This window comes from Nocardioides sp. NPDC101246, from assembly GCF_044767415.1.
Lineage (GTDB): Bacteria > Actinomycetota > Actinomycetes > Propionibacteriales > Nocardioidaceae > Nocardioides.
Genome location: NZ_JBIWNX010000008.1, coordinates 100,283 through 118,374, shown reverse-complemented (window position 1 = coordinate 118,374; position 18,092 = coordinate 100,283). Strand labels below are relative to the sequence as shown.

Below are 18,092 nucleotides of genomic sequence, written 5' to 3'. Positions count from 1 at the left end.
AGACGACCATGCACGTGACACCGAGCCGCCGACGTGGGCGAAGCGCTACGCCGATGTGCTCGACAAGGACCGCGGTCTCTACGACGAGATCCGGCTGTGGCGAGCCGCCACCGGCATTCCCGACGACGACCGTCGCCTCACCGGCAAACCCACCAACACCCCTGGGGCGGCCGCGTACCAGCGCAGCCTGCGGCGCCGGTACGAGGCCGCCCTCCCCGACAGCGTGCACACGTGGGCCGAGAAGATCGCCACGTACGCCGGCGGCCGCGACGAGCACACCCTCGACCTCGCCCGATTCCTTGACCGGCTCGACCGCGACGGGCACAACGCCGCCGCCATGCTCCACCGCGCCGCCAGCACGCGACCACTCCCTGCCGAGCGCACGAGCGAGGCCCTCGGTTACCGAATCCAGCAGCAACTGCGACCCGCGATCTTCCCTCCCGATCTCGCCCGCGGCCCCCTCCGACCCGAACCCGAGATCAGCCCATCCAGCGGTCTAGGTGGTCGCGATCCCTACCGCAACAGCCCCGGCATCGGGATGTAACCCCGTACCGAAGGAGGCGGCATCGGGTGGTCAGGCCGAGGAGCCGTACGTCTCCTCCACCCACGCCCCTTCCCGGGCGAGCTGCCGCCACGTCGGCAAGACCTCGGGATGCTCCAGACGCCACCGCGCCAGCCGAGTCTCGTCGACCTGCACGGCGGCGTACTCGGCCAGCGCATCCAGGGCCTGGCACGCCCGTCGCCTGACCGTACGCTCCGACTTCCCACACAGCCGTGCCACCTTGGCCACCGCCGCCGGCGTGGTCAACCCGAACCGCCCCCGATGCAACGGCGCACCGACCTCATCCGCCGCGACCGCCAACTCATACACCAACCAGACCTCCCACCAGCCCAGCGCCCGATCACGTCCCGCAGCCTTCAAGAAGCCGACCACCTCGGCCGCCGGGTCCGCCACCGGGTCGGTGACCTCCTCACCGACCGGGTCCTCGCTTCCAGCATCCACGCTCGCGCCGAGAGTCTGGTCATCGACCTGGTCGAGAAGCGTGGTCCTCGACCAGGTCGCCTCCGCATGTACCCCGACATCGAGACCACGCAGAACAGCGCGACGGGTCTCGCGCAGGATCCCGCGTGCCAACCCCCGAGGCGCCAGCCGATGGGCCCGGGACGCCTGGATCCACAGCTCAGCCGCGACCAAGTCGTCGATATCAAACGTCAGGTCGCTCAGCGACTGCGCCAACCGGCACGCGCCGGGAATCAGCAGCCACACCAGTGCAGCCACCGCCGAGCGGTCCTGCTCTGTCAACGCCGCCATCGACCCCAGCACCCGGTCCTTCTCCTCCCGCGACGCCTGTCTCGTCCACGACCGCAGGCCCCGCAACTCCTCGACCACCGCGAGCTCCGGGTCCAGCGCGCACCATCGCCGCCAACCCTCGGCCGCCTCCACGAGCAGCGGTGAATCCGGATCGTCGAGCCCGAACTTGTCAGCAACACTCATCACGGGCCTCCTGCCCTCGCCGTGCACGCCTGTCACCAGTCAGGTGCACCGCCAAAGGACAGTTAACGGACATGTCATCGCCGATCGGCTATGAACTATCCTCGAAGATGTGGCCACCCGACGGTCGCTGATCGAAGAAGCCCGCGTCGCAGCACGACTGACGCAGGAAGCCCTCGCACGCCGCGCCGGCACCACCCAATCCACGCTCTCCGCCTACGAACGCGGCACCAAGTCACCCACCCTCACCGTCGCCGAACGCATCCTCGCCAGCATCGGCTACGACCTCGCGCTCACCCCACACATCACCTTCCGCCAGCTCGAGTACCGCGCCCACACCTGGTACGTACCCAACCGGCTCTGGCGCCTCGACCTGATCGCCAGCTTCACCCCGGTCACCGTCCGTGACCCATACGGCACCGCGCACGACCTCGACCTCGACACCCGCCCCGGCCGTATCGACGCCTACCGGTGGCTCCTCGAGCACGGTGGCCCCGAGCAGATCTTCAACCATATCGATGGCGCTCTCCTCGTCGACGCTTGGAACGACCTCACCGAGCTACCGACACCACTCCGCATGGAATGGCAACCGCAGGTCGAACACGCCTACACGGACATGGTCGATGCCCTCCTGATCCGGGGACTGCGTGCCCGACACCCCGAGAAGGCGCCCAATCCCGTCACCCAGACCCGCCACCTGAAACGCCTCGTGCGTCGGATGGCCGACCGCGGGCTCACCCCCAACGAGATCCTCCAGGTCCTGCGGAAGCGCCGCTGATCTCTCAATATCTGCGTCGCCCCTCAAATCTGCGCAGCCTCCCAGCCGCCGATACCGCAGGGCCGCATCGACACGTGCCGAAGGCTCACGCATTGAGCGAAACGCAGACCTGGCGATCGCTTAGGCGGCCATACTGAAGTCCAGAGGAAGTCAAGGTCGGGGTGTGGGCCAGGTACTTCGCAAGTCTGGGACGAAGGGCACCACTTGACGGTGATCGAGCGTCGCAACATCGATGGGAATGAGTTGTGGTGGCTCAGGGACGGACCTGGAGCTCACCCCGAGGAACCACAGGACAGCGAAGTCGTGGCAACTGCCCTCGAGGGCAGGTTCCGATTCGCAGAAGAGTCCGACCCGGGAACCGGTCTCCGCCGGCCGCAACTCGGCGCCCTACATGCGATCCTGGCGTACCGCTCCACTGAGGAGCATGACCCGATCACAGTTGTGATGCCGACAGGGACCGGCAAGACGGAGACGATGCTTGCGGCGTATTGCCATTCGCCGGTCCAGACTCTGGTGGTCGTACCATCTGATGCGCTACGCACTCAGATCGCCGGGAAGTTCGCGACTCTCGGGGTGCTACCTAAGGTCCAGGCTGTCGTCGGAGATTTCTTGTGTCCTGCCGTTCTGGTGCTGAAGAGTGGGCTGCAGACAGTGGATCAGGTTCAACGGGTTCTCACGCGCTCGAACGTGGTAGTGGCGACAGCGCAAGTGCTGAACGCTTGCTCAGAGGAGGCGCGTTCGTTCCTCGCGCAGTCGTGCCAACGGCTGTTCGTGGATGAGGCCCACCACATGGGCGCACGCACGTGGAGACAGGTGGTCGACCTGTTCAGCGGGCGCGAGGTCGTTCAGTTCACCGCCACCCCGTATCGCGAGGACGGGCGGCACCTCGGCGGCCGAATCGCCTACGCCTACCCGCTCCGTCTCGCCCAGGCTCATGGCTACTTCGCCAGAATCAACTACCACTCGGTGGTCGACCTCACAGATCCCGACCGCGCCGTCGCCACGGCTGCTCTGGCCCAACTACGGGCCGACGTAGAGTCTGGGCTGGATCATCTTCTGATGGCACGCGCCCGCTCTGTGGACCGGGCCAAGGAAATCATCAAGCTGTACACGGAGCTCGGTCCGGAGCTCGGTCCGGAGTTCGCTCCGGTCCGCATCGACACAGCGATGGCAGAGTCGACTCGCAGCAAGCACCGACAAATGCTCTTCGATCGCGACAGCCGGATCGTCGTGTGCGTCAACATGCTCGGAGAGGGCTTCGATCTGTCAGCGCTGAAGATCGCTGCGATCCACGACCCACAGAAGAGCCTCGCCGTCACGCTGCAATTCGTCGGACGCTTCACCCGCGTCGGCGACGAGTCTCTTGGAGAGGCCTCGGCATTCGTGCCACTTCAAGTCGCCGGCGTTGACGAGCGTCTCCGGAAGCTCTACGGCGAGGACGCCGATTGGAACGAGGTCATTCGTGACCTGACCGAGCATGGGGTAGGCCATGAGAAGGACCGTACCGACTTCGAAGTGGCCTTCGGATCAATTCCGCGCGAGGTCGCCATGCGCAGCATCCATCCGAAGATGAGCACCGTCACCTATCAGTCCACGAAGCCCCTCACGTGGAATCCGGAGAGCATCTACGACCTGTTCGAGGACCGATTGCTGACAACACGTATCGGCATCAACAACAAGGACAAGGTCGCATGGTGGGTGTCCCGAGAAGCTACGCCCGTCAGATGGGGTGATTTCGCCAGCTTCAACGAGCTCGTTCACCACCTCCACGTCGTCCACATCGACGACGCCGCCGGGTTCCTCTACATCAACAGCACGAACAATGCTTCGATGCACGAAGACATCGCCAAGGCCATCGGCGGCGAGGACGTGTCTCTTGTCAAGGGCGAGACGGTGTATCGAATCCTCGCCAAGGTCAATCGGCGAGTACCGACCAACGTCGGTCTCCTCGACTCGGTTAGCCGCAATCGTCGATTTTCCATGCACGTCGGCCAAGACGTCCTCAACGCCTGGCGTGGTGAAGGCGGTACGAAGATGAAGACCAACATCTTCGCGCACGGCTTCACCGACGGCAGAGCCGTGAGCTTCGGGGCGTCCCGCAAGGGGCGCGTATGGAGCCATGAGCAGGCACGCGACATCCACGACTGGGTCAACTGGGCGACCCAGGTCGGACCAACCATCACGGACACCTCCATCTCCCTCGAGTCCGTGATGTCAGGCTTCCTGCTTCCCGAACCCGCCCAGGAGCGACCACCGTACGTCCCCCTGTCGATCGAGTGGCCATATCAGCTCCTCGCAACCTTCAGCGAGCGACGGAAGGTGAGCTACCGCGAACAGTCCTTCTCGCTGCTCGATACCGAGCTCGCCCTCAGCGATCACACGGCGGATCAACCACTGCGGTTCAAGCTCAAGACACCAGCATGGGAGCTCGAGTTCGAGTTCGACTTCCACGAAGATGCCCCACCCACGATTCGCCCCGTCGCGGACGATGGACAGATCCTCACCCCCGATGGCGCAGGTAGCCTCGCAGCATTCCTCACAGCTCATGGATTACTCATCACCTTCGAGGATGAGGTGGTCCTCGTCGAGCAAGGATTCCTGCTGCGACCAGACCGCGAGCGACGCCTCTTCCCGATTGATTCCATCGAGACGATCGACTGGACCGGCGTCAACATCAAGCGTGAATCGCAAGGTTCCCAACGGGATCCTGCAACGATCCAGCACCGCGCAATCCAAGCCCTCTCAGCCGAAGATGACTGGGAGATCGTCATCGACGACGACGGTGCCGGTGAGTTGGCCGACATCGTTCTCTTGAAGAGAACCGAGGATGCCCTCGAGGTCTTGCTCGCACACTGCAAGTACTCGTCGGGCGATAAGCCGGGCGCGCGGATCGACGATCTGTACGACGTCTGCGGACAGTCGATGAAGATGAATCGCGCCAAGGCAATCCCCGAGCTACTTACCAAGCGACTCTTCCGCCGAGAGCAAATGCGCCAAAGCGTTGGGAAGAGCGGCCTTGTCGTCGGTGACATCGAGACGCTGGCAGCGATCGTTCGGGAAGCGCGGTTCCGGACTCTCAGCGTTGCCGTTGTGATCATCCAGCCCGGGATGTCCAAGTCGCGCGCCAGCGACGACATGCGTGCACTGCTGGGCGGCGCCGATCGCTTCCTCTTCGAGACCCACGGGATGAGGCTGCGCGTCATCGCAAGCCCGTGACACCCCTGGCCGACGGCAATCTGGGTGTCAAGAAGTGAACATCAGAATGATCCCTCACCAGAGTTGTCTGGTGAAGCGACCCACAAGGGCCTAAGTCCACACCACAGCTGACTTAGCCGCTCCAGCTAGCAAGGGTGGCCGTCAAAGCGACACTGTCGCCGCCAGCAGTGAACAGTGTGTGCGGATGTCCGTGGAGCGCTTCGACACCCAGGTGCAGTTGCCAGTTGGCAGCGATCCGTCCACAGGCAGCGTCCCACGCAAGCGAGTGCTCAGGAGTGAGGTCGGCATGAGAGTCAGGCGCCGCACCGAGCTCGCGCAGGAATTCGGATCTATTGAGCGGCGCCGCCGTGAGCGCGACCAGGGTCGTTGCCGCTGCGAGCCGGTTGACCACTCGCGCGACCGCCCAACCCCCGATACCCATGCCGCGGAAGTGCTTGTCGATTCCGACACTGCGCACGATGAGGAGATCGTCATACCAGCCGTCCTCAGCCGCGTCCATGACCTGGTCGACGAATGGGCTTTCGCCTTCCAGGTCAACGATGGGCCCGACCAAGTCGGCGAGATCCTGCGACAACGCGTCAGCAGCCTCGAAGATCGATAGGCCGGTCGAGGGCACGCGGACGTCCTTCCCGAAGACAGGATGAGGCAGATCGAAGCGGAGCAGCATGAGCTCACAACCACCGACCTCGACCTCGAGCTCGTCCGTGCATTCACCGAGATCCGCTCGGCCTGAGGCCGGTGGAAAGATGCGATCGAGGCTGGCGGCGATCTTGGCGCCACGATCCGGATCGTCGTAAACGTCCCAGCCGGCGAAGATCCTCGCGTACCAACGTTCCCAGCCGAGGTCGTCGGACTGTTCATGACTCTGGCTACGAAGAGACACCGACAAGTCGATGCGCAACCAGTCCGGCCGCAGCTCCGCCTTGGCCGCGTCAACGTCATCAGTCGCCACACAGCCACGCTAGATCCTGGAATCGCTTCTTGGATAGGAAACCGATCACCCTCCTGCAGCGATCACCCAGCACAGCGCCGGCGCCCCGGCACCTGTGACACTCCGACCAGGACCCCGACCATCCTCTACTGTGAACTGATGGACCTTCCCGTGATGCCGCCGATCCTGCCGATGCTGGCCAAACCAGCCTCGCTCGACAAGGTGCTGTCGATGGCACCAAACGTCCAACTGGAACCAAAGTGGGACGGGTTCCGGTGCATCGTGTTCAAGGACGGGGACGAGGTGGAGCTGGCCTCGCGGAACACCAAGCCGCTGACGCGCTACTTCCCGGAGGTGGTCGAGGCGCTGCGAAAGGCGCTGCCGGAGAAGATCGTGCTCGACGGGGAGATCTTCGTGGCGATCGGGGACCGGCTGGAGTTCGAGGTGCTGCAGCAGCGGATCCACCCGGCAGCCTCGCGGATCAGCCTGCTGGCGGAGGAGACGCCCGCTGCGTACGCGGCCTTCGATCTGCTCGCGCTGGGCGAGAGGTCGTTCCTCGACGAACCGCTGACGGAGCGGCGGGCGGCGCTGGAGGATGTCTTCTCCTCGGTGACCTCGGACAACGTCCATCTGTGCACGACGACGACCGACCCGGAGGTCGCCCAGGACTGGTTCACCCGGTTCGAGGGCGCCGGCCTGGACGGAGTGATGGCCAAGCCGCTGGACGCTCCCTACGTCCCCGACAAGCGGACGATGCTGAAGATCAAGCACTCGCGTACGGCTGACGTGGTCGTGGCCGGCTACCGCGAGCACAAGACCTCCACCCCGGAGAACCCGCTGCTCGGGAGCCTGCTGCTCGGTCTGTACGCCCCTGGGGAGGACGGTCAGCCGGAGCTGCAGCACATCGGGGTCTCGGCGTCCTTCACCGCCGCTCGGCGCGCCGAGCTGTGGCAAGAGCTGCAGGAGCTGGTCGTCCCGATCGAGGACCACCCGTGGGGACGCTGGAACGAGTGGCTCACCGCCAACCCCGACCGGGTCCCCGGCACCCAGAGCCGCTGGTCCCAGGGCAAGGACCTGTCCTTCACCCCGCTGCGTCCGGAGCGGGTGGTCGAGGTGGGCTACGACCACATGGAGGGACGCCGGTTCCGGCACACCGCCCAGTTCAAGCGCTGGCGCCCCGACCGCGACCCGGAGTCGTGCGGCTACGAGCAGCTCGAGGAACCTGTGGCGTACGAGCTCTCGGAAGTGCTCGGAGTGCCCCGCTGAACAGCGCAGTTAAATCCGGCTAGGGTCGGAGTCATGAGCTACGACGTCGTACTCCTGGTCGAGCAGGCAATCACTCTCGACGACGCGACCCGGGTCCACTCTCTCCACGAGGGGGTCGAGGACCCGGTCTACCACGTGCTGCTGCCCTTGGAGGACGCCGCAGCGCGGATCGAGTCGGCGATGGGCACGCTCAGCGCGGCCGAATACCTCGGCTCGGCGATGATGATGAACGAGATCGACCTCGACGCGGTGCGCGAGGAGGCCAAGGACGAGGCCGAGAAGGCGCTCGAGCAGACCCTGAAGGTCCTGAAGACCTCCGGCGCCGCCGCCCACGGCGAGCTCGTCCAGGACCCGGTCAAGGCGCTGCGCGCCAAGGTCGCGGCCGTCGACGGCCGGGAGGCGATCATCATGACCCGCCCGCACGTGGTCGCCGAGTTCTTCCACGTCGACTGGACCCACCAGGCCCGACGCCATCTCCACGTGCCTGTGCTGCACCTGATCGAGCACGAGAACTTCGACGAGCAGGCCGGCGAAGGCGAAGGAATCACCGGAATGTAGGACGTTTCGTCCCCATGACCGCCGGATGCACCGGACGTGACGGGTAACACATCAAAGGTTACCGCTCTGTTACCGGCTTCACGTGGCAGTTGTGGCTCGCATTCCCCTAGTATCTTGGGGTTCGCTGTTCCGGGGGGATCCAGCGACAAAGAAGTGCCTGCTCGTGCGATCGGGGGATCCGCGCTGAGTGGGCACTTCTGCTATTTGTCGCCGATGCGGTTGCCCTCCTCGTCCCAGTGGGACGCGACCTTCTTGCTCGGCTGCACCCGCGGCGGCTCCCCCGGCATCTTCGGGTAGTCGGGCGGGAAGTTGAGCTCGCCACCGGGCAGCTTCTCCCAGAGCTCGAGCAGGGGCGTGAGGTCGTACGCCTTCTCATCGATCTGCGCCCAGCGGTCGCCGTCGGCGAGGAGGTCGGGGACGGTGAAGAGGTTGAGCTCGCGCGGGTCCTTCAGGTCGGCCAGCTCGTCCCAGGTGAGCGGCGTGGAGACCGGGGCACCGGGCTTGGGGCGCAGCGAGTAGGCCGAAGCAATGGTCCGATCTCGGTTGTTCTGGTTGAAGTCGACGAAGATGCGCTCCCCGCGCTCCTCCTTCCACCACGCGGTGGTCACTCCCCCGTCGCGACGCTCGAGCTCACGGCCGAACCCGATCGCGGCGTGACGCAGCTCCTCGAAGGTCCGCTCCGGCCGGATGCGTACGTAGATGTGTACGCCGCGGTTGCCGCTGGTCTTCGCGAAACCGCGCAGGCCGAGCTCCTCGAGCGTCTCCCGGGCGACGCCCGCGACCCGCACCACGTCGGCGAAGTCGGTACCGGGCTGGGGGTCGAGGTCGATGCGGAGCTCGTCGGGGTGATCCACGTCCGCACGGCGGACCGGCCAGGGGTGGAAGGTCAGCGTGCCCATCTGGGCGCACCAGACCGGGATCGCCGGCTCGGTCGGGCAGATCTCCCGTGCCGTCCGCCCCGACGGGAAGGCCACCTGGACCTCCTCCAGGTAGTCGGGGGCTCCCTTGGGCGTGCGCTTCTGGTAGAAGCCGTCGCCCTCCTTGTCTGTGGGGCCGGTGGCCAGCTTCATGCCCTCGCGCCAGCCATCTGGCCAGCGCTCCAGGGCCGTCGGGCGCTCCCGCAGCGCCCGCATCAGCGGGTCACCGACCGTCGCGAAGAACTCCGCGACCATCAGCTTGGTGACCTCGGGGGTGCGGTCGGTCGCCTCGTAGATCACCCGGTCCGGGCTGGAGATCCGCACCTCACGCTCGCCCGCCTGCACATGTGCCGCCGGTGTCTTCGCCATGGCGCCAACCTAGCCCGACCCGGGCCCCTCCCCCAGCGAAATCGCCCGGACAACCTGCCGCAACTCACTGGCCAGTACGTCCCGAGACCGGCATGATCCGCTCCAACGTACGGCGACCGCCACGATCTCGGAGGACCCCCACATGTCGACTCGAACCACGGCACTGACCGCCGCCACGGCGGCCCTGACCGCCGCCATCACCCTCGGCCTCACCGGCGCACCCGCGACCGCGAGCGCCGACCCACGATGCGGGACGGTCGCCTCGCCCACGACCCGGGTGGAGCACACCCGACTCGCCGACCCGGCGGTGGCCGACCTCCTGGCCCGTTCCGGGTTCGACGACGTCGCCGGCGCGGTGCGGACCTCCGTCTGCGACGCGGGCAGCAGCCGAGCCGCCACCGCTGCGGCCCGGAGTGCGGGCCAGGCGCTGTGGCAGCGCGCGGTCGACCGGGTGCAGGGCCGCGGCGACGCCGGTGGCGACCTGCCGCGCAGTGACGACAGGCCGCTCTACTGGTCCCGGCTCGCTGCCGAGCTGGAGATCGCGCGGGTCGCCCCTGGGTACCGGACCTGGTCCGAGGACGCCCGGGCGAAGGTGCTGGCGGCCTTCGACCGGAGCTCGCGCGGGATCGACTCGACCGCCTTCAGGGGCGGCGAGCGTGGCCGGTCGCGGCAGGTGCTGGCCTCCGGCTTCGACCCGTTCACCCTCGATCGCAACATCCGCCAGTCGAACCCGTCCGGGGCGACGGCGCTGGCGATGGACGGACGCGTGGTGCAGACGGCGAAGGGGCCCGTCGAGATCCAGACCGTGGTGTTCCCGGTGCTGTGGGAGCCGTTCGAGCAGGGCATCGTCGAGCGTGCCTTCCTACCGCATCTGGTCCCCGGCAGGCGCGACGTGGACACCGCCATCACCATCAGCCAGGGCCGCGCCGGCCGGTTCGACCTGGAGGTCTGGAACGGCGCCCATCGCGGCACCTTCCCCGACAACGACCGGGTCAGCGTCAACGAGACCATCCCGATCCCCGAGGACGTGCCCCACGCCGCCCCGCAGCCGCAGTGGACCCGGACCACGCTGCCGGTCGAGGCGATGAAGGCGACCGTACCCGGCACCTTCCCGGTGAACATCAACCGCGTCATCACCGAGATCCCGGCAGGGTCGACCACGCCGGTCACCCGGGAGGACCCGACGTCGGGCTCCACCGCGGTCGCCGGTGGCGGCGGTGACTACCTGTCCAACGAGTCGGCCTACCGCACCACCGCTCTGCGCGACGCCCTCGAGACCGACACCAAGCAGGGCCACATCCACGTGCCGGTCCTTGACGGGGACGACACCGGCGAGCCGCTGGCCGACATGCGGGCCGACATCGTGGCCCAGGCCCTCGCCCTGGTGGCGGCCGCGGCGACGAGGTGATCCGAGACGGCTGGAAGAAACTTGCCGTCTCCCGCACCGTTTCCATGCCCCCGGGCGTACTAGTGGCATGAAAACAGCAAAGGTCAGGCCTATCTCGGGTGCGGCCCTTGTGATCGTCAGCATCTTCGCCCTCGGCGCGTGCGGAGGGTCCGGCGGGACGAACCAGTCCTCGGTCGACTCCGACTCAGGCTCCGTCGAGTCATTGGCAGACACGTCAGCAGGAAAGGCAGCAGCACCGGAGGCGGCCGACGCGGCGGCCCCCAGGCAGGCCGTCGTGAAGGCCTCGATCATCTCCACCGGCTCGGTCGCGCTCAGCGCGAAGGACGTCGGGAAGACGCGTACGCAGGTGCAGCAGATCTCCGACAGGTACGCCGGTCAGGTCACCGAGCAGGAGACCAGCGACAGCGACGACGACGGTCCCAGCCATGCCCGGATGGTCCTGCGGATCCCGTCGAAGTCGTTCGACGACGCGATGGCCGACCTCGAGGACACCGCCACCCTAGTCGACTCCACCACCACCTCCACCGACGTCACCACCGAGGTCGTCGACACCGAGGTGCGGGTGAAGAACGCCCGGACGAGCATCGAGCGGATCCGTACGCTCCTCTCCCGCGCGGAGGCGATCGGGGATGTCATCGCGATCGAGTCCGAGCTCGCCCGACGCGAGGCCGACCTCAACTCGCTGCTCGCCCAGCAGGCGGCCCTCGAGAACCAGACCTCGCTGTCGACCATCACGGTCAGCATCGACCGTTCCGGCCCCGGCGGCTCCTCCGAGGACGACCCCGGCTTCCTGGCCGGACTGAGCGCCGGCTGGGACGCCCTGGGCGACTCGGCCCGCGTCCTCGCGGTCGCCCTCGGCGCCGTCATCCCGTGGACGCCGGTCATCCTGCTCGTCCTGGCGTCACTCTGGCTCCTCTCCCGGCGCCGGCGGCAGGCGGCCGGGCCCATGGCCGGACCGGTGCCGGCCACCGGCCCCGCGGAGGAATAACCAGTCGAGATCGGGGTGCTCGGCGGCGTACGTTCTGACCATGAGCGCGCTCGAGCACCCCGGCCTCGTCTTCCGCAGCCTCGACCCGTTGGACGGGGACGAGGCCATGTTGAAGGGGTGGTACGAAGCGACCCGGCGTGGCTTCCACCAGTCCCGAGGCAACGACGACGGGGTCCAGGTCTGGCGCGACCACATCCGCAACGACTCGGTGAACGTGCTGGGGGCGTGGACGGAGAGCTCGGAGTTCGCCTCGGCCACGATCCCGGTCGCGACGTTCTCGTCCTGGACCTCGCCGGTCAACGTGGGCGGCGGGGTCAGCCTCCCGACGCTGCTGATCAGCGACGTGACCGTCTCCCCGACCCACCGGCGCCAAGGGCTGCTGCGCAAGCTGATGACGGTCTCCCTCGCCGACGCGGTCGCCGCGGGTCTGCCGCTGGCGGCGCTGACCGTCTCCGAGGGGTCGATCTACGGCCGCTTCGGGTTCGGCACGGCCACCCATCTGCGCCATATCGAGGTGGACGTCACCGCGAAGTTCCGCTATCGCCCCGAGGTTCCCGCCGACGACGGTTGGGTGACGCTGGTCGAGCCGGCCGATGCCTGGAAGACGGTCGCCGAGATCTACGGCACCTTCCAGGAGCGCACCCGCGGATCGGTCACCCGGCCGCACTTCTACGAGCCGTGGCTCTCCAGCGCCTACGACTTCGACGGCGACTCGAAGGGCGAGTCCAAGCAGCGGGCCGTGCTGCACGTGGACGCCTCCGGCACTCCCGACGGCTATGCGATCTACAAGACCGCCGACGAGCGCAACGACTCCGGGCTGCGGATGGCGCGGGTGGTCGATCTGGTGGCACTGACCCCGGCCGCCTACCTGCGGCTGTGGCGGTTCCTCGCCGACATCGACCTCGTCGAGCGGGTCGGCTGGCGCCGGGCTCCGGTGCACGACCCGCTCTACTGGGCGCTCGCCGAGCCGTTCGCGGTCAAGAGCGCCGAGCTCGACGACATGCTGTGGATGCGCGTGCTCGATGTGCCGGCCGCCCTGCAGGCACGACCCTGGTACGCCACCGGAGAGGTCGTCCTCGGCGTCGACGACCCGCTCGGACACGCCGCCGGTGCCTGGCGCGTCGTGGTGCGGGACGGCGTCGCGGAGGTCACCCCGACCGATGCCGCGCCGACCGTGGAGCTGGCCGCCGACACCCTCGGCGCCCTGTATCTCGGCGGTGTCGACGTACGCACCCTGGCCGCCGCCGGCCGGATCACGGGCTCGCCCGAGGCGATCGAGACCTGGGCGGCGATGGCCGACGGCGGCCCGCTGCCCTACTGCATCACCGGATTCTGACCGGCTCAGGGACGTCCGGGCTCGGCGCCGATCAGGCTGATCCGGTCGCCGCGAAAGTGATAGTGGTGCATCGCGTCCAACCTCGGTGCGTACGCGTGCAGGCTGATCGCCGGTCGCGAGCCGACGTTGCGTACGTCATGGACATGGCCGGCGTCGTGCGCCCGGGCGTCGCCGGGGCCGACGTCGGCGATCTGCAGACCGCCGAGCCAGTTGTGCTCGACCAGGCTGCCGGTGAGCACGGTGAAGGCGGTGGTCGCGGTGCCGTGGTCGTGGAAGCCGGTGCTGGCGCCCGGGGACCAGGCGATCAGCCAGACCTCGACCTCGTCGTCGCGGTGGAGCAGGTGGAACTCGCGCCCGGTCTCGGGCACCTGCACCCGCGCGAGCAGGTCGTCGTCGGCGTAGGTGCGGATGGCGTCCAGCAGGGGCCGTATGGCAAGGGCGGTCAAGGTGGCCTCCTCCAGAAGCGTCGTGGGTTTAAGTATAGTAGATGACTCGACTTTGGCCAATGGCGTCGTGCTCCCACCCCAGACGTACCATTTGAGCCATGGGTTACAACGTGGAGAAGTCCGACGAGGAGTGGCGCGCAGAGCTGTCGCCCGAGGAGTACGCGGTGCTGCGCCAGGCGGGCACCGAGCGGGCGTTCACGGGTGAATACACCGACACCGAGACCAAGGGCGTCTACTCCTGCAAGGCCTGCAAGGCCAAGCTGTTCGAGTCCGACACCAAGTTCCACTCCGGCTGCGGCTGGCCGTCGTTCTACCAGCCGATCTCGGAGACGATCGAGTACATCGAGGACAAGTCGCACGGGATGGACCGGGTCGAGGTCCGCTGCGCCAACTGCGGCTCCCACCTCGGCCACGTCTTCCCCGACGGCTACGGCACCCCGACCGGCGACCGGTTCTGCATCAACTCGATCTCCATCTCGCTGGAGCCCGCGGACCAGTAGCCTGCGGCCATGCGCATCGCGATGTGGTCAGGCCCCAGGAACCTCTCCACGGCGCTGATGCGCTCGTTCGAGAACCGGCCCGACTGCACGGTCGTCGACGAGCCGCTGTACGCCGCCTACCTCTCGGCCACCGGTCTCGACCATCCCGGGCGCGAGGACGTGCTCGCCTCCCAGCCGAACGACTGGCGGGTGGTGGCTCGTGAGATCACGTCCGGGCCGGTCGAGTCGGCGGTGCAGTACCAGAAGCACATGACCCATCACCTGCTCCCGGAGATGGACCACAGCGCCTTCGCCGGGCTCTCCCACGCGTTCCTGGTCCGGGACCCGGAGCGGGTGCTGACCTCGTACGCCAAGGTGCGCGAGGAGCCGACGCTGGAGGACCTCGGGCTGCCGCAGCAGGTGGCGCTCTTCGAGGAGTTCGGCGGGCCGGTGGTCGACGCCGCCTCGATCCTGGCCTCGCCGCGAGCGGCTCTCGTCGGGCTGTGCGAGGCGCTGGGGATCGGGTTCGACGAGGCGATGCTGTCCTGGCCGGCCGGTCGCCGGGACTCCGACGGCGTCTGGGCCCCGCACTGGTATTCCGGGGTGTGGGCCTCGACCGGGTTCGCCGCCTCCTCCCCCGGCGCCGCCGACCCGCTGCCCGCGCGCCTGGCGCCGCTTCTGGAGCGCTGCCTGCCCTACTACGATCGCCTCGCCCCCTATGTCATGAAAGTTAACTGATGCTGCAGACATACGACCCCCGCAACGACCACCTCCAGGTCTGGATCAACGGCGACCTCACCCATCGCCTGGAAGCGCGGATCTCCCCGTTCGACTCGCTCGCCCAGGGTGGCGACGGCGTCTGGGAGGGCCTGCGGCTCACCCAGGGGCGCATCTTCAAGCTCGACGAGCACCTCCAGCGGTTGCGGCGCTCGGCGCGGGCTCTCGCCTTCTCGCACATCCCGTCGGACGCGTTCATGACCGAGGCGATCCGGGAATGCCTGGCCGCCAACGGGATGCGCGACGACGTCCACATCCGGCTCACGCTCTCGCGCGGGGTGAAGGTCACCTCCGGCATGGACCCGCGGCTCAACCAGTCGGGTCCGACCCTGATCGTGCTGGCCGAGTTCAAGTCGCCGGTCTACGACGACTCCGGGATCACGCTGATCACCGCGGCCCAGCGCCGTCCGCGCGCCGACATGCTCGACCCGAAGATCCACCACAACAACCTGATCCCCTCGATCCTGGCCAAGGTCGAGGCCAACAACGCAGGCGCCGACGACGCACTGATGCTGGACGATGCCGGCTTCATCGCCGAGACCAACGCCACCCACTTCTTCCACGTACGCGACGGGGTGCTGCGCACCTCGACGACCCGCGCCTGCCCCGAGGGGATCACCCGCGCCACCGTCCTCGACCTCGCCGCCGACCTCGGCCTGCCGATGGACGTCGGTGACTTCTCGCTCACCGACGCCCACACGGCCGACGAGGCCTTCGTCACCGGCACCATGGGCGGGCTCACCCCGGTGGTCTCCCTCGACGGCCGGCCGATCGAGCGCGGGCCGGTAACGCAGCAGCTCGCCAAGGCGTACGCGGACCTGCAGGCGACAACGGGGACGGTCGTCGTCGGCTGATCCTTCGGCAAGGTATGCAGCCGAAGGCGCACATCCCGTGCGGAGGTCCGCGAGGGATGTGCGCCTTTCCCTGCATACCCTTCGACAGGCTCAGGACACCGCCTTGATGAAGTCCCCGCTCAGGCGTCGCGCCAGGCGACGAGCTTCTCCAGGAACGAGAGGTCGTAGTCGGGGCCGTTCACGCCGACGGTGAACAGCGACGCCCCGGCGTCGGCGAACGCCTGGGCGGACTCGAGGTCGCGGACCTCGACCGAGATCTCGATCTCGGAGACATCCCGGCCGACGTCGGCGCAGTGCTCGGCGAGGATGCCGCGCTTGCGCTCGAGGGTCGGGACGTCGGAGAAGGAGTGCCAGATGTCGGCGTGCTTCGCGACGTACTTCAGGGTCTTCTTCTCCCCGCCGCCACCGATCATGACCGGGATCTTCCGGACGGGCGCCGGGTTGAGCTCGGACCACCGCTTCTCGATGCGCGGCAGCGCCTCACCGAGCGCGTCGAGGCGGGAGCCGGCGGTGCCGAAGTCGTAGCCGTACTCGGTGTAGTCCCGCTCGAACCACCCCGACCCGATCCCGAACACCAGCCGGCCACCGGAGATGTGGTCGACCGTGCGGGCCATGTCGGCGAGCAGCTCGGGGTTGCGGTAGGAGTTGCAGGTCACCAGGCAGCCGATCTCGGCGCGCGTGGTCTGCTCGGCCCAGGCCGCGAGCATGGTCCAGGCCTCGAAGTGCTTGCCGTCGGGCTCGCCGTAGAGCGGGTAGAAGTGATCCCAGTTGAAGAGGATGTCGACGCCGATCTCCTCCGCGCGGCGGGCGGCGTCGCGGATCTGGGCGTAGTCGGCGTGCTGGGGCTGGATCTGGACTCCGATGCGGATCGTCATGTGCCCAACCCTACGGAGCCTCCGGCTTCCGTCCTCGCGCGAATCGGCCCTATCGTTCGGCAGGCGGCGAAGCGCGCCGTACGAGAGCTGAAGAGGGTGCGAGATGCGACTCGGTTGGGATCTGCACGATGACGGCAAGAACGTACGCGAGGGCGCGATCGTCAAGCCCGGCGAGCGGTTGAGCTGGCCCCGGACGATTGGCTTCGGCGGCCAGCACGTGGTCGCGATGTTCGGCGCCACGTTCTTGGTCCCCCTGCTGACCGGCTTCCCGCCGACCACGACCCTGTTCTTCTCAGGCATCGGGACGCTGCTGTTCCTGCTGATCACCCGCAACCGGCTGCCCAGCTACCTCGGCTCCTCGTTCGCCTTCATCGCGCCGATCGGCGCCGCGATGGGTGGCGGCGGGATGGGTCCGGCGCTCTTCGGGATCATGGTCACCGGTGCGCTGCTGGCGCTGGTCGGCGTGATCGTGATGGTCACCGGCACCGGCTGGATCGAGGCGCTGATGCCGCCGGTGGTGACCGGTGCGATCGTCGCGCTGATCGGTCTCAACCTGGCCTCGGCCGCGACCAACAACGTCGTCGGCGGTGAGCCGGCCAAGCCCGACAACGGCGCCGTCCTGGTCGCCGCGATCACCCTGGCCACCGTGCTGGTCGTCGCGGTCGCCTTCCGCGGGCTGATCGCCCGGCTCTCCATCCTGGTCGGCGTCGTCGTGGGCTACATCGCCGCGCTGATCGCCGGTCAGATCGACACCTCGGCGTTCAAGGAGGCCGCCTGGTTCGGGCTCCCCGACTTCTCCACACCGACCGTGTCCTGGTCGGTGGTGCCCATGTTCCTGCCGGTCGTGCTCGTCCTCGTCGCCGAGAACGTCGGCCACGTACGCAGCGTCGCCCACCTAGCCGGCGACGACTCCCTCAACCGCGAGACCGGCCGAGCCCTGTTCGCCGACGGCCTCGCCACCACCATCGCCGGTGGCTTCGGCGGCTCGGCGACGACGACGTACGGCGAGAACATCGGCGTCATGACCGCGACCCGGGTCTTCTCGACCGCCGCCTACTGGGTCGCCGGCATCGTGGCGATCCTGCTCTCGCTGTCCCCGAAGTTCGGCGCGCTGCTCAACACCATCCCTGCCGGCGTGCTCGGCGGGATCACCGTCGCGCTCTACGGCCTGATCGGCCTGATCGGTATCCGGATCTGGATGGACAACCGGGTCGACTTCGCCGACCCGGTCAACCAGTTCACCGCCGCCGTCGCCCTGGTCATCGGCATCGGCAACCTCACCCTGACCTTCGGCGACCTCACCTTCACCGGCATCGCGCTGGGCACCATCGCCGCGGTCGTGATCTACCACGGGATGAGCGCCCTGGCGCGCCTGCGAGGCCGCTGAGCCGGCTCAGAGCCG

17 protein-coding genes and 1 pseudogene are annotated in these 18,092 nt (G+C 67.7%); 13 read left to right on the top strand and 5 right to left on the bottom strand.

Annotated features, from left to right (window positions below):
• Positions 1–55 precede the first annotated feature (55 nt).
• On the top strand, positions 56–544 hold the full coding sequence (locus ACIRON_RS16530) for a hypothetical protein (RefSeq protein ID WP_402993440.1): 489 nt from the start codon (positions 56–58) through the stop codon (positions 542–544).
• Positions 545–574: 30 nt separating this feature from the next.
• Here the strand turns inward: ACIRON_RS16530 and ACIRON_RS16525 are convergent, their stop codons facing one another.
• Complete coding sequence (locus ACIRON_RS16525; protein ID WP_402993438.1) at positions 575–1,495, bottom strand: hypothetical protein; 921 nt, start codon at positions 1,493–1,495, stop codon at positions 575–577.
• Between the two features lie 109 nt (positions 1,496–1,604).
• On the opposite strand from ACIRON_RS16525, the gene ACIRON_RS16520 reads away from it, so the two are divergent.
• The 3 genes and pseudogenes from ACIRON_RS16520 to ACIRON_RS16510 all read left to right on the top strand — a co-directional run bounded on the left by ACIRON_RS16520 (position 1,605) and on the right by ACIRON_RS16510 (position 5,486).
• Positions 1,605–2,270, top strand: coding sequence for a helix-turn-helix domain-containing protein (locus tag ACIRON_RS16520; protein ID WP_402993436.1), 666 nt, complete (start codon positions 1,605–1,607; stop codon positions 2,268–2,270).
• A gap of 210 nt (positions 2,271–2,480) precedes the next feature.
• A pseudogene (locus ACIRON_RS16515) lies at positions 2,481–3,128 on the top strand (DEAD/DEAH box helicase family protein); the annotation flags it as partial.
• A gap of 309 nt (positions 3,129–3,437) precedes the next feature.
• Entirely contained in the window at positions 3,438–5,486 is a 2,049-nt protein-coding gene (locus ACIRON_RS16510; protein ID WP_402993758.1) for a hypothetical protein, read from the top strand.
• Positions 5,487–5,598: 112 nt separating this feature from the next.
• Here the strand turns inward: ACIRON_RS16510 and ACIRON_RS16505 are convergent, their stop codons facing one another.
• Positions 5,599–6,438, bottom strand: coding sequence for a hypothetical protein (locus ACIRON_RS16505; protein ID WP_402993434.1), 840 nt, complete (start codon positions 6,436–6,438; stop codon positions 5,599–5,601).
• Positions 6,439–6,576: 138 nt separating this feature from the next.
• Here ACIRON_RS16505 and ACIRON_RS16500 point away from each other — a divergent pair, with 138 nt between their 5' ends.
• Positions 6,577–7,683 carry an ATP-dependent DNA ligase gene (locus tag ACIRON_RS16500; RefSeq protein ID WP_402993432.1) on the top strand — a complete coding sequence of 369 codons (1,107 nt, stop codon included), beginning with the start codon at positions 6,577–6,579 and terminating at the stop codon, positions 7,681–7,683.
• 33 nt (positions 7,684–7,716) lie between these two features.
• The gene (locus ACIRON_RS16495) at positions 7,717–8,241 is read left to right on the top strand and encodes a hypothetical protein (RefSeq protein ID WP_402993430.1); all 525 of its coding nucleotides are present in this window, start codon (positions 7,717–7,719) and stop codon (positions 8,239–8,241) included.
• Between the two features lie 200 nt (positions 8,242–8,441).
• Here ACIRON_RS16495 and ACIRON_RS16490 read toward each other — a convergent pair whose 3' ends face one another.
• Positions 8,442–9,527: a DNA polymerase domain-containing protein gene (locus ACIRON_RS16490; protein ID WP_402993428.1), complete on the bottom strand. Its 1,086-nt coding sequence runs from the start codon at positions 9,525–9,527 to the stop codon at positions 8,442–8,444.
• Between the two features lie 142 nt (positions 9,528–9,669).
• Here ACIRON_RS16490 and ACIRON_RS16485 point away from each other — a divergent pair, with 142 nt between their 5' ends.
• From ACIRON_RS16485 to ACIRON_RS16475, 3 genes are all read left to right on the top strand, one after another.
• On the top strand, positions 9,670–10,935 hold the full coding sequence (locus tag ACIRON_RS16485; RefSeq protein WP_402993426.1) for a hypothetical protein: 1,266 nt from the start codon (positions 9,670–9,672) through the stop codon (positions 10,933–10,935).
• Positions 10,936–11,044: 109 nt separating this feature from the next.
• Complete coding sequence (locus ACIRON_RS16480; RefSeq protein WP_402993424.1) at positions 11,045–11,923, top strand: DUF4349 domain-containing protein; 879 nt, start codon at positions 11,045–11,047, stop codon at positions 11,921–11,923.
• Positions 11,924–11,963: 40 nt separating this feature from the next.
• Positions 11,964–13,259: a GNAT family N-acetyltransferase gene (locus tag ACIRON_RS16475; protein ID WP_402993422.1), complete on the top strand. Its 1,296-nt coding sequence runs from the start codon at positions 11,964–11,966 to the stop codon at positions 13,257–13,259.
• 5 nt (positions 13,260–13,264) lie between these two features.
• On the opposite strand, the gene ACIRON_RS16470 is transcribed toward ACIRON_RS16475, so the two are convergent.
• The gene (locus ACIRON_RS16470; protein WP_402993420.1) at positions 13,265–13,705 is read right to left on the bottom strand and encodes a cysteine dioxygenase; all 441 of its coding nucleotides are present in this window, start codon (positions 13,703–13,705) and stop codon (positions 13,265–13,267) included.
• A 98-nt stretch (positions 13,706–13,803) separates the two neighbouring features.
• Between ACIRON_RS16470 and msrB the strand changes: the two genes are divergently transcribed.
• Genes msrB through ACIRON_RS16455 form a run of 3 tightly spaced genes read left to right on the top strand, consistent with a single transcriptional unit; the run spans position 13,804 to position 15,815 of the window.
• The gene (gene msrB / locus ACIRON_RS16465; RefSeq protein WP_091052498.1) at positions 13,804–14,205 is read left to right on the top strand and encodes a peptide-methionine (R)-S-oxide reductase MsrB; all 402 of its coding nucleotides are present in this window, start codon (positions 13,804–13,806) and stop codon (positions 14,203–14,205) included.
• A gap of 9 nt (positions 14,206–14,214) precedes the next feature.
• The gene (locus ACIRON_RS16460; protein WP_402993417.1) at positions 14,215–14,922 is read left to right on the top strand and encodes an HAD family hydrolase; all 708 of its coding nucleotides are present in this window, start codon (positions 14,215–14,217) and stop codon (positions 14,920–14,922) included.
• Entirely contained in the window at positions 14,922–15,815 is an 894-nt protein-coding gene (locus ACIRON_RS16455) for an aminotransferase class IV (protein WP_402993415.1), read from the top strand. The genes ACIRON_RS16460 and ACIRON_RS16455 overlap by 1 nt, the downstream gene beginning before the upstream one ends.
• A gap of 119 nt (positions 15,816–15,934) precedes the next feature.
• On the opposite strand, the gene ACIRON_RS16450 is transcribed toward ACIRON_RS16455, so the two are convergent.
• A complete protein-coding gene (locus ACIRON_RS16450) occupies positions 15,935–16,690 on the bottom strand; it encodes an LLM class F420-dependent oxidoreductase (protein WP_402993413.1) in 756 nt (251 codons plus the stop codon).
• Positions 16,691–16,793: 103 nt separating this feature from the next.
• On the opposite strand from ACIRON_RS16450, the gene ACIRON_RS16445 reads away from it, so the two are divergent.
• Entirely contained in the window at positions 16,794–18,077 is a 1,284-nt protein-coding gene (locus ACIRON_RS16445) for a uracil-xanthine permease family protein (RefSeq protein ID WP_402993411.1), read from the top strand.
• Positions 18,078–18,092 lie beyond the last annotated feature (15 nt).